Origin of the sequence: Azospirillum formosense, from assembly GCF_013340925.1 — a bacterium.
Lineage (GTDB): Bacteria > Pseudomonadota > Alphaproteobacteria > Azospirillales > Azospirillaceae > Azospirillum > Azospirillum formosense.
Genome location: NZ_WHOR01000218.1, coordinates 1 through 9,853 on the forward strand (window position 1 = coordinate 1; position 9,853 = coordinate 9,853).

A 9,853-nucleotide genomic window follows, 5' to 3' on the forward strand; every position below is an offset into this window, starting at 1 on the left:
GGTGGGGGCTCCCGTTCTCCCACCCCAATTTTGTCTTCCCGGCCTGAACTCCTTATCCGAAGTGCCGCCCGACCGATGACGGATTTCCTCACCGCGCTGGCTCTGGTCCTGGTGATCGAGGGCGCGCTCTACGCGCTGTTCCCGACCACGATGCGGCGCCTGATCGTCGAAGCGCTGACGATGCCGGAGAACCGGCTGCGCGCCGTCGGGCTGGCGACGGCGATGGCCGGCGTCGGATTCGTCTGGCTTCTGCGGGGCGCCTGACACCCTTTTGCCGCGCGCGCGTCGCTGGACCGCGCCGCCATTTTCCGGCCATACTCCGACTTCTATACTCGCGCGTCCTCCGTGGCGGAGGGGACCCGTGCGCCTTTGCTTGAAGCGATGACGCGCGGGGATTACATCCGGCACACGGATCGGTGACGCGCCCCCTCGGACCGCGATTCGCATGAAACCCGCGAGCCGATTGGAACAAATGGCCGATTGGAACAAGAAGGTGCCGGACGTCCGGCAGGGAGAGCTGAGTTGAACCCGAACCACCCCATCCACCGCGCCGAATCCGGCCGCCGGCTGCGCGTCGTGCCGCTGATCGCCGCTCTCCTGTTGGGGCTGTCCGCCGCCGTCGGCACCCCCGCCATGGCCCAGTCGCGCCCGGCGCCGACAAGCTTCGCCGACCTGTCGGAAAAGCTGCTGCCCGCCGTGGTCAACATCTCCACCAGCCAGGCGGTGCCGCAGCGCCAGCAGGGCGCCCGTCCCGAGATGCCGCAGTTCCCGCCGGGCTCGCCGTTCGAGGAGTTCTTCCGCGACTTCTTCGACCGCCAGCAGCAGGACCAGCCGCAGCAGCCGCGCAAGTCCACCTCGCTCGGCTCCGGCTTCATCATCGACGCCAAGAACGGCTACGTGGTCACCAACAACCACGTCATCCAGGACGCCGACGAGATCACCGTCATCCTGCAGGACGACACCAACATCAAGGCGGAGCTGATCGGCAAGGACCCGAAGACCGACGTCGCCCTGCTGAAGATCACCACCAACCACCCGCTCGTCGCCGTTCCCTTCGGCGATTCGGACGCCATGCGCGTGGGCGACTGGGTGCTGGCCATCGGCAACCCGTTCGGCCTGGGCGGTTCGGTCACCGCCGGCATCATCTCGGCCCGTCAGCGCGACATCAACGCGGGTCCCTACGACGACTTCCTGCAGACCGACGCCTCGATCAACCGCGGCAATTCCGGCGGCCCGATGTTCAACCTGAACGGCGAGGTCATCGGCATCAACACGGCGATCTTCTCGCCGTCGGGCGGTTCGGTCGGCATCGGCTTCGCCATCCCGTCCAACCTGGCCAAGCAGGTGGTCGCGCAGCTTCGCGAGTATGGCAAGACCCGCCGCGGCTGGCTGGGCGTGCGCATCCAGGGCGTGACCCCGGAGATCGCCGAGAGCCTGGGCCTGCAGGGCCACAAGGGCGCGCTGGTCGCCTCGATCACCCCGAACGGCCCGGCGGCCAAGGCCGGCATCCAGGCGGGCGACGTGGTGACCAAGTTCGACGGCAAGGAGATCAACGAGATGCGCCGCCTGCCGCGCGTCGTCGCCGAGACGCCGATCGACAAGGCCGTCCCGGTCGAGGTGTGGCGCAAGGGCAAGTCGCAGCAGCTCCAGGTGAAGGTGGGCGAGCTTGAGGCCGCCGAGGAATCGGGCCTTCTCGCCGCCAATCCGGAGGAGCAGCGCCGCCAGCCGCAGCAGGCCCCGGCCCAGAAGCCGACCGAGACGCTGGGGCTGAAGCTGACCAACATCACGCCCGAACTGCGCCAGCAGTTCGAGATCAAGCCCGAGCTGAAGGGCGTCGTGGTGACCGAGGTGGCCGGCAACTCCACCGCGTCGGAAAAGGGCATCCGCGCCGGCGACGTCATCATCGAGGTCGGCCAGGAGGAGGTCCGCAAGCCGGAGGACGTGACGTCCAAGATCCAGAAGGCCAAGGAGCAGGGAAAGAAGTCCATCCTGCTGCTGGTGGACCGTCACGGCGACCTGCGCTTCGTGGCCATCCCGCTCAGCCAGGGCTGATCGGGGACTGGGCTGCGGCCAAACGAAAAGGGCACCGGCGGGAGACCGCCGGTGCCCTTTCGCTTTGTGAGGCGCGGAGTGTGCCCGTCAAGGGTGGGCGGTCAGCCCTCCACGAACTCCCCGATCCGGTAGCCCTGGGCGAACAGCAGGGCGGTGAGGTCGCCATGGTCCACGCGGGCGCGGGCCTGGGCGGCCACCGTCGGCTTGGCGTGGAAGGCGACGCCCAGACCGGCGGCCAGCAGCATCGGCAGGTCGTTGGCGCCGTCGCCGACCGCCATGGTCTCGACGGTGGGAACGTGGCGCTCCCCGGCGTAGGCGAGCAGGGACTCCAGCTTGCTGTCCTTGTCGAGGATCGGCTCGACCACCGCGCCGGTCATGACGCCGTCGACCACCTCCAGCACGTTGCCACGGTCGTCGTCGAAGCCGACCCACTGGCGCACCCGCTCCGTGAAGCAGCGGAATCCGCCGGAGACCAGCACGCAGGTCGCCCCGTTGGCGCGCATGGTGGAAACCAAAGTCTTGGCGCCCGGCATCAGCGTGGCGCGCTGCCACACCTCGTCGACGACGCTCTCGTTCAGGCCCTTGAGCAGGGCGACCCGCTCGCGCACCGCGCCCTTGAAGTCGATCTCGCCGTTCATGGCGCGGGCGGTGATCGCGGCGATGTGGTCCTTCAGCCCGACGTAATCGCCCAGCTCGTCCAGCATCTCCTGCTCGATGATCGTCGATTCCATGTCGGCAACCAGCAGGCGCTTCTTCCGGTTGCCCGGCTTCTGGGCGATGACGTCCACGGCGAGGCCGCCCGACGCAAGATTGGCCAGTGCGCGGCGGACGGCGGCTTCGGCCTGCTCGGGCACCAGCCCTTCCTCGGCGATGTCGCAGGCGCGGTCCGGCGCCAGCCAGTCCGGCTTGGCGGTGTCGGCCCCCAGCGCGGTCAAGGACGCGCGGGCGGCCTGCACGGCCTGCTCGTCGAGAACGGCGGAGGCGGCGGCGATCAGCGTAACGACAGCGCTCATGGCGGGCGATCCTGGAAGAGCCGTGGGGAAGGGCGCGCGCGCTCCCTAGCACAGCCGGGACCCTCCGCCAACCCACTCCGCCAAGCGTCGTAGACATTCCGCGCTGGGGACCCGGGCGCCTCCCGCCGCGTTTCCGCTCAAATCGCCGGAGGGTTCGTCCATGATCCAGCGGCCTGCCACCCTTCTTATCCCGTCCCTTCTCGCTTTCACCCTGATCCTGACCGGATGCGGCGCCGGGACGGATCTGGCGCAGCGCCCGCCGCCCGGCTATGTCGGCGACGTGGCGGCGCGCGTCTCGGCGGTGGATTGGGCGCAGGCCCGCCCTGTGACCGTGCAGTTGGACGAGTTCCAGTTCCAGCCCGACCGTCTGGCCTTCGAGCGGGGAACCCCGTACCGCCTGACGCTGGAGAACCGCGGCAACGTCGCGCACACCTTCACCTCCGAAGGCTTCTTCAAGGCCATCGCGGTGCGCCGGGTCACCACCGCGCAAGGCGCCGTCGAGACGCCGGCCCTGGTGAATCTGGAGATCCCCGCCGGCCAGACCGATGTGGTGGAGTTCATTCCGGTCCAGGCCGGCACCTATGACCTGGCCTGCCACGAGCCGCTGCACAGCAGCTTCGGCATGACCGGGACGATCACGGTTCGCTGAGGCCCCGCACCGGTCGCCGCACCGGTCGCCCTTGCCAAGCCGCGCCTTCCCCTGCCATACGCTGTAGCCGGAGGAACGTCAGGCAAGGCGACATGGCAGAGGACAGCCCGCGCAACCGGGATGTGCAGCACCGGCACGTGGTGGTGATCGGCGGCCCGACGGCCTCGGGCAAGTCGGGCATGGCGCTCGACATCGCCCTGGCGCGCAACGGCACGGTCATCAACGCCGACAGCATGCAGCTTTACGCCGAACTGGACGTGCTGACCGCCCGTCCGGGGGCGGAGGATCTGGCGCAGGCCCCGCACCGCCTCTACGGCGTGCTGCCGGCGGCGGAGCGCGGGTCCGCGGCGCGCTGGCGCGACATGGCGATGGCCGAGATCGCCGAGGCGCACGCCGCCGGGCGCCTGCCCATCGTCGTCGGCGGCACCGGTCTCTACCTGCGCACGCTCATGGAGGGCTTGAGCGCCGTCCCCGCCGTCCCCGACGAGGTCCGCAAGGCCGCCCACGCCCGCCTGCGGGACCTGGGCGGCGAAGCGTTCCGCGCGGAGCTGGTGCGCCGCGACCCGGCCTCGGCCAAGCTGAACCCCGGCGACACCACCCGCCTGACCCGCGCCTGGGAGGTGCTGGAGGCCACCGGCCATCCGCTGTCCCACTGGCAGACCCAGCGCGCCGAGGGGGCGCCGGAGGGGCTGGCCTTCGCCGTGCTGGTGATCGACCCGCCGCGCGACGCGCTCTACGCCAACTGCGACCGCCGCTTCCGCGTGATGATGGGGCAGGGGGCGCTGGAGGAGGTGCGGCGTCTGGATGCGCTCGGCCTCGACCCCGACCTGCCGGCGATGAAGGCGCTGGGCGTGCCAGAACTGCGCGACCATCTGCGCGGCGCGCTGACGCTCGACGAAGCCATTGCGCTGGCTCAGCAATCGACGCGCCGCTACGCGAAGCGGCAGGTCACATGGTTCCGCCATCAGCTCGCGGCGCGGCCTCCGGCCTCTGCGCTGCATGGCTGCCATACGATCAATTCGCTCTACACAAGACCACTTAGTGAAGCAATACTGACCTATCTTGAAACGACGTTGCGTCGTTGACCCTCAGGAGGATTGAAAGTGACGGTCGATTGGGGAAACGTGTTTGCCGGTCGCGTCGCCGGCATGGGGGCCTCGGAAATCCGGGAGCTGCTGAAGCTGCTCCAGCGGCCGGAGATCATCTCCTTCGCCGGGGGCATCCCAGACCCCGATTTCTTCCCGACCGCGGCCATCGCCCGCGCCTATGAGAAGATCTTCCAGTCCAACAGCGGGGCCGGCGGCGCGCTCCAGTACACCATCAGCGAGGGCTACACGCCGCTGCGCGAGTGGATCGGCGCCTACATGGGCCGCCGCGGCATCCAGGCCGGGCTGGACGAGGTGCTGGTGACCAGCGGGTCGCAGCAGGCCCTGGAGTTCGTCGGCAAGCTGCTGATCGGGCCGGGCGAAAAGATCCTGGTGACCCGCCCGACCTATCTCGGCGCACTCCAGGCCTTCTCGCCCTACGAGCCGCAGTATCTCTCCGTTCCCGGCGACGAAGAGGGTCCGGACCTCGCCGCGGTGGAGGCGGCGCTGGAGCAGAAGCCGAAGTTCTTCTACCTCGTCCCCGATTTCCAGAACCCCAACGGCACGACGATCTCGCTGGCCCGCCGCGAGGCGCTGCTCGACCTCTGCGCCAAGCACGGCGTGCCGATCGTCGAGGACGCCGCCTACACCGAGCTGCGCTACGAAGGCGAAGCGATCCCGTCCATGGTCGCGCTGGACGCCGCCCGCAACGGCGGCAAGATCACCAACGTGCTCTTCTGCGGCTCCTTCTCCAAGACGATGGTGCCGGCGCTGCGCGTGGGCTGGATCAACGGCCCGGCCGAGGTCATCAACCGGCTGGTCCTGATGAAGCAGGCCGGCGACCTGCACACCAGCACCATCAACCAGATCGTGCTGCACGACGTGGTGTCGCAGAACTTCGACAGCCACATCCGCCGGCTGCGCGCCGCTTACAAGGAGCGCCGCGACGCCATGCTGACCGCGCTGGCCGAGTTCGCTCCGGCCGGGGTGACCTGGACCAAGCCGGAAGGCGGCATGTTCGTCTGGATCGAGCTGCCGGAGGGCACCGACGGGGTGGACCTGCTGGCCCGCGCCATCAAGGACGCCAACGTCGCCTTCGTCCCCGGCTCGGCCTTCCACGCCGACCGCTCGGGCAAGAACACGCTGCGCCTCAGCTTCTCCAACAACAACCCGGAGCGCATCCGCGAAGGCATCCGCCGCCTCTGCGGCCTGCTTCAGACCGTCGCGGCGTAACCTCCGCCATCTCTTGCGCAACGGCCTGCCTCCGCACCCGCGGGGCAGGCCGTTCGCGTTTGCGGGCGGCTTTGAGGGGAGGGCGGTCTTTCCAGCTTGCGAAATATTTGGAAAAACTGCGGCAAAAAATCTTTTCGATCATTCGCAAAATGGGTTGACCAAAGACGGACGAATTGTCTAGTTTGCCGGTCCCGGCCTTCGCCTTTGGGGATAACCCCTTGTTTTCCCAGCAGGCCATCGCCGGGGTTTGAGAAGGAACAGGGCCGCCCGTGAAATGAGGGGCCCCCATTGGAAGGTCGTGAGCTATGCCCGAACAGAAGCTGACCGGCGCGCAGATCGTCATCAAGGCCCTGAAGGACCAGGGCGTCGACATCATCTTCGGTTATCCGGGCGGCGCGGTACTTCCGATCTACGACGCCATCTTCCAGCAGAACGACATCAAGCACATCCTCGTCCGGCACGAGCAGGCCGCCGTGCACGCCGCGGAAGGCTACGCCCGCTCCACCGGCAAGGTGGGCTGCGTGCTGGTGACCTCCGGCCCCGGCGCCACCAACGCCGTGACGGGCCTGCTCGACGCGCTGTGCGACAGCATTCCGCTGGTCTGCCTGTCCGGGCAGGTGCCGACCCACCTGATCGGCAACGACGCCTTCCAGGAGGCTGACACCACCGGCATCACGCGCCCCTGCACCAAGCACAATTACCTGGTGAAGGACGTCAACCAGCTGGCCCGCACCATGCACGAGGCCTTCTACGTGGCGCGCAGCGGGCGTCCCGGCCCGGTGCTGGTCGACATCCCGAAGGACGTGCAGTTCGCCGACGGCACCTACATCCCGCCGACCGAGGTGAAGCACAAGACCTACCGTCCGCAGGTGAAGCCCGAGATCGCCCGCGTGGAGGAGGCCATCGAGCTGATCGCCACCGCCAAGCGCCCGATCTTCTACACCGGCGGCGGCGTGGTGAACGCCGGCCCGATCGCGGGCAAGCTGCTGACCCAGTTCGTGAAGATGACCGGCTTCCCGATCACCTCGACGCTGATGGGGCTGGGCGCCTTCCCGGCGTCGGACCCGCAGTGGCTGGGCATGCTGGGCATGCACGGCACGTACGAGGCGAACCTCGCCATGTACAACTGCGACGTCATGATCAACATCGGCGCCCGCTTCGACGACCGCGTGACCGGCAAGCTGTCGGAGTTCGCGCCGGGCTCGAAGAAGATCCACGTCGACATCGACCCCAGCTCGATCAATAAGAACGTCGCGGTGGACATCCCCATCGTCGGTGACGCCGGCGCCGTCCTGGAGGACATGATCCGCATCTGGAAGGCCCGCCAGAAGCGCGCCGACCAGACCGCCCTGAAGGAGTGGTGGGGGCAGGTCGAAGGCTGGCGCGCCCGCAATTGCCTGAACTACAACCGCACCGAGGCGGTGATCAAGCCGCAGTACGCGCTGGAGCGGCTGCGCGAGGCGCTGCGCGGCAAGAACCATTACGTGACGACCGAGGTCGGCCAGCACCAGATGTGGGCCGCCCAGTTCCTGCCCTTCGACGAGCCGAACCGCTGGATGACCTCCGGCGGGCTGGGCACCATGGGCTACGGCCTGCCGGCGGCCATCGGCGCCCAGCTCGCCCACCCCGACGCCATCGTGGTGGACGTGTCGGGCGAGGCGTCCTTCCTGATGAACATGCAGGAGATCGGCACGGCGGTGCAGTACCGCGCCCCGGTCAAGATCTTCATCCTGAACAACAAGTACATGGGCATGGTGCGCCAGTGGCAGGAGCTGCTGCACGGCTCCCGCTACTCCAACAGCTACTCCGAGGCGCTGCCCGACTTCGTGAAGCTGGCGGAAAGCTGGGGCTGCGTCGGCCTGCGCGCGACCACGGTGGCCGAGGTGGACGAGGTCATCGAGAAGATGCTGGCCGTCACCGACCGCCCCTGCATCATCGACATCGCCGTGGACCCGAAGGAGAACTGCTTCCCGATGATCCCCGGCGGCAAGGCCCACAACGAAATCCTGTTCGGTCCGGAGGACAGCCCGTCCGACGCCACGCCGGAAGACGGCATGGTGCTGGTCTGATCGCGGCGACCAAGACGAACGGTTGAAGGCCCTCTGGCGGAGTACGGATCGTGGAAGAGAAGATCGAGAAGCACACCATCGCCGTGCTGGTGGACAACGAGCCGGGCGTGCTGGCACGCGTCATCGGCCTGTTTTCGGGCCGCGGCTACAACATCGAAAGCCTGACGGTGGCGGAGGTGAACAACGCCGACCACCTGTCGCGCATCACCCTGGTCACCTCCGGCACCCGCATGGTGGTGGAGCAGATCAAGGCCCAGCTCGACCGGCTCGTGCCGGTGCACAAGGTGCACGACCTGACGGACGAGGGGCCTTCGGTGGAACGCGAGCTGGCGCTGGTCAAGGTCGCCGGCACCGGCGAGCGCCGCATCGAGGCGCTGCGCCTGGCCGACATCTTCAAGGCGAAGGTGGTGGACGCCACCCTGACCTCCTTCGTGTTCGAGTTGACGGGCACGACGGCGGAGGTCGACGATTTCGTCGGGCTGATGGCCCAGCTCGGCCTCGTCGAGGCCAGCCGGACCGGCGTCGTCGCCATGTCCAAAGGTCCCACCGGGTTCTGATCCCGGCCTTTGACGGCGGGCCATGAGTTTGAAGCGACCCAGCCCGCCGTCCTTTATCCGTCTACCGAACAGTGTTCTGCTTGACGCGGCCCTTTCGCCGGTGGAGTAATTCCGCTGCGCAAAACTCGCACCACCAGATCGAAAAATCCAAGGAAGACCACCATGCGCGTCTATTATGATCGTGATGCCGACGTGAACCTGATCAAGGGGAAGAAGGTCGTCATCGTCGGCTACGGCAGCCAGGGCCACGCCCACGCCAACAACCTGCGTGACAGCGGCGTGAAGGACGTGCGCATCGCCCTCCGCCCCGGCTCGGCCACCATCAAGAAGGCTGAGAACGCCGGCTTCACGGTCATGTCCCCGGCCGAGGCCGCCGCCTGGGCCGACGTGGTGATGATCCTCACCCCGGACGAGCTGCAGGCCGACCTGTACCGCGACGACCTCGCCAAGAACCTGAAGGAAGGCGCCGCGCTCGCCTTCGCGCACGGCCTGAACGTGCACTTCAACCTGATCGAGCCGCGCGCCGACCTCGACGTGTTCATGATCGCGCCGAAGGGCCCCGGCCACACCGTCCGCGGCGAATACCAGCGCGGCGGCGGCGTGCCCTGCCTCGTGGCCGTGCACCAGAACGCCTCGGGCAACGCGCTGGACATCGCCCTGTCCTACGCCTCGGCCATCGGCGGCGGCCGCGCCGGCATCATCGAGACCACCTTCAAGGAAGAGTGCGAGACCGACCTGTTCGGCGAGCAGGCCGTGCTCTGCGGCGGCCTGACCGAGCTGATCAAGGCCGGCTACGAGACGCTGACCGAGGCCGGCTATGCCCCGGAGATGGCCTATTTCGAGTGCCTGCACGAGGTGAAGCTGATCGTCGACCTCATGTATGAGGGCGGCATGGCCAACATGCGCTACTCGATCTCGAACACCGCCGAATACGGCGACTACAAGACCGGCCCGCGCATCATCACCCCGGAGACCAAGGCCGAGATGAAGCGCGTTCTGGAGGACATCCAGACCGGCCGCTTCGTCCGCGACTGGATGCTGGAGTGCAAGGCCGGCCAGCCGTCCTTCAAGGCGACCCGCCGCCGCAACGCCGAGCATTCGATCGAGCAGGTCGGCGAGAAGCTGCGCGCCATGATGCCGTGGATCGCCGAGCGCCGTCTGGTCGATAAGTCCAAGAACTGATCGGTTCCTGGAC

Annotated in this window: 9 protein-coding genes; 8 read left to right on the forward strand and 1 reads right to left on the reverse strand. The window is 68.0% G+C overall.

Translation table 11 applies throughout. The annotated features are described in order from the left end of the window. Positions 1-75: 75 nt before the first annotated feature. Complete coding sequence (locus GBZ26_RS22175; RefSeq protein WP_174440718.1) at positions 76-264, forward strand: DUF2065 domain-containing protein; 189 nt, start codon at positions 76-78, stop codon at positions 262-264. 258 nt (positions 265-522) lie between these two features. Beyond that, on the forward strand, positions 523-2,052 hold the full coding sequence (locus tag GBZ26_RS22180; RefSeq protein ID WP_174440719.1) for a DegQ family serine endoprotease: 1,530 nt from the start codon (positions 523-525) through the stop codon (positions 2,050-2,052). A gap of 101 nt (positions 2,053-2,153) precedes the next feature. Here the strand turns inward: GBZ26_RS22180 and serB are convergent, their stop codons facing one another. Continuing rightward, complete coding sequence (serB, locus tag GBZ26_RS22185; RefSeq protein WP_174440720.1) at positions 2,154-3,065, reverse strand: phosphoserine phosphatase SerB; 912 nt, start codon at positions 3,063-3,065, stop codon at positions 2,154-2,156. 160 nt (positions 3,066-3,225) lie between these two features. Here serB and GBZ26_RS22190 point away from each other — a divergent pair, with 160 nt between their 5' ends. The 6 genes from GBZ26_RS22190 (at position 3,226) to ilvC (ending at position 9,840) form a co-directional block, all read left to right on the forward strand. After that, positions 3,226-3,714 (forward strand): cupredoxin domain-containing protein, encoded by a 489-nt coding sequence (locus tag GBZ26_RS22190; RefSeq protein ID WP_174440721.1) that lies wholly within the window; start codon positions 3,226-3,228, stop codon positions 3,712-3,714. Positions 3,715-3,806: 92 nt separating this feature from the next. Next, complete coding sequence (gene miaA / locus GBZ26_RS22195) at positions 3,807-4,799, forward strand: tRNA (adenosine(37)-N6)-dimethylallyltransferase MiaA (RefSeq protein WP_174440722.1); 993 nt, start codon at positions 3,807-3,809, stop codon at positions 4,797-4,799. An 18-nt stretch (positions 4,800-4,817) separates the two neighbouring features. Beyond that, positions 4,818-6,032, forward strand: coding sequence for an aminotransferase class I/II-fold pyridoxal phosphate-dependent enzyme (locus tag GBZ26_RS22200; RefSeq protein WP_222069796.1), 1,215 nt, complete (start codon positions 4,818-4,820; stop codon positions 6,030-6,032). Between the two features lie 305 nt (positions 6,033-6,337). Then, the gene (locus GBZ26_RS22205; protein WP_174440723.1) at positions 6,338-8,101 is read left to right on the forward strand and encodes an acetolactate synthase 3 large subunit; all 1,764 of its coding nucleotides are present in this window, start codon (positions 6,338-6,340) and stop codon (positions 8,099-8,101) included. Between the two features lie 50 nt (positions 8,102-8,151). Then, on the forward strand, positions 8,152-8,658 hold the full coding sequence (gene ilvN, locus GBZ26_RS22210; protein ID WP_174440724.1) for an acetolactate synthase small subunit: 507 nt from the start codon (positions 8,152-8,154) through the stop codon (positions 8,656-8,658). 162 nt (positions 8,659-8,820) lie between these two features. Further along, complete coding sequence (gene ilvC / locus GBZ26_RS22215; protein ID WP_035672698.1) at positions 8,821-9,840, forward strand: ketol-acid reductoisomerase; 1,020 nt, start codon at positions 8,821-8,823, stop codon at positions 9,838-9,840. Positions 9,841-9,853 lie beyond the last annotated feature (13 nt).